We start from the raw sequence: 1,787 nt of genomic DNA on the forward strand, positions 1-1,787 counted from the left end.
GCGTGCAGTCCGCGAAGGCGGACTTCGTGACTTTCCAGCTGCGGTTTCAACCGCCGGGACGAAGGCCGAGGTCCACGCACCGGTGACGGCTGTACCACGATGGCGTGCGCGGGACGTCGGAAAGGGCGCGGGGCGTTTCTAGCGGATCGACGGCGCGCGGGGACGGAAGCGCTCCTTTCGTAATCTTGCGCGTTTCGGTCACGATTCGTGTCTCGCCGCGGTGGGCGCGGAGAGAAAATGCTTGACTTCCGGCCACCCGCACCCAATCTTGTCGTATTCCATCAGTAACCCCGCTGATGCTCGTCCCGGCTTCCGCCCCACGGAAGCACGGATGGCGCTGTGCAGAACGCCATCCATGCTCCCGCCCCGAGCGCGTTCCGCGACACACTTCCCGCAATCAAAAGAAGCCGCCCGGCGCGGCCTCGGGAGTCTCATTACCTGCACGCCCCCTGTCGGGAAACACTCACGCATCAATCCAAAACCTGCCCCACCGGAGAACGCACGATGAAAGCAGCACGCTTCGCGCTGGTCCTTGCCGCATCCGCCGGCCTCGCCGCCTGCCAGGGCGACCAGATCAACCCCTCGGCTTCCTCGTCCATGAGCGCCGCCGAGGCCCAGGAGAACCTCCTTACGCTGGCCCCCGGGGCCGCCCTCAGCGCCGCGCAGCAGAGCCAGCTGGCCAGCATCCGCGGCCGCGCCAGCACCGCCGAGGTGCACCTGGCCCGCATTGCCGCGGCGCCGGGACGCATGCTCGGACAGGGCGCCGCGGTTCGCCTGGCGGTTGCGCCGGGGCTGAACGTGGTCGCCGTGGGCGAGCGCGTGCAGCAGCGCGCGGCCGAGGACATCTCGTGGGCCGGCCCCGTGCGCGGCGAGCACGGCTGGGTGCAGATGGTGTTCATGGACGGGGGCGTGGCCGCCACCGTCACCGTGGGCCGCACGCAGTACAGCATCGAGTCGCTGGGCAACGGGCTGCACGCCGTTTCGCGCATCGACCAGAGCGGGTTTCCCTCGGAGCACACCCCCGACAACCCGAGCGGCGCCCTGAGCAGCTCGCTCGACGCCGCCATCAGCGGAATCCGCGAGGCGCGCAGCTCCGGCGGCGACGTGGGCATCGCGGCGCTCACGCAGATCAACGTGCTGGTGGCGTACACCGCCTCGGCCGCCACGGCAGCCGGCACCATCGGCAGCAAGATCCAGCTGGCCGTCGACGAGACCAACCAGTCGTACGTGAACAGCGGCATCAACATCAACATGGTGCGCGTGCACACCGTGCAGGTGACGTACAACGAGTCCAACCGCAGCTTCTCGCAGCACGTGAGCGCGCTGCAGGGCACCACCGACGGGCTGATGGACAACGTGCACACGCTGCGGAACACCTACGCCGCCGACGTGGTGGCGCTGGTGGTGAACGACAGCGAGGCGTGCGGGCAGGCGGCGGCCATCAAGGCCACCGCCAGCTCGGCGTTCATGGCCGCGCACTACACCTGCATCACCGGCTACTACTCGTTCGGCCACGAGATCGGCCACCTGCAGGGCGCCCGGCACGACCGCTTCGTGGACGGCAGCACGAGCCCGTACGCGTACGGCCACGGCTTCATCCCGGCGTCCAAGAGCTGGCGCACGGTGATGGCGTACGGCAACAACTGCAGCAACTGCACGCGCATCCAGTGGTGGTCGAGCCCGCTCAAGACCTACCCGCCCACGGGCCAGGTGATGGGCACTGCGCAGTACGAGGACAACGCGCGGGTGCTGAACCTCACCGCGGCGACGGTCGCGGCCTTCCGCTA

At 69.0% G+C, this 1,787-nt stretch carries 1 protein-coding gene; it reads left to right on the forward strand.

All coding sequences use genetic code 11. From position 1 onward, the window contains the following. Positions 1-504: 504 nt before the first annotated feature. Positions 505-1,787 (forward strand): M12 family metallo-peptidase (locus VIB55_RS01215; RefSeq protein WP_331874837.1); only part of this gene is annotated, 1,283 nt, incomplete at its 3' end.

Source organism: Longimicrobium sp., from assembly GCF_036554565.1.
Classification (GTDB): Bacteria; Gemmatimonadota; Gemmatimonadetes; order Longimicrobiales; family Longimicrobiaceae; genus Longimicrobium.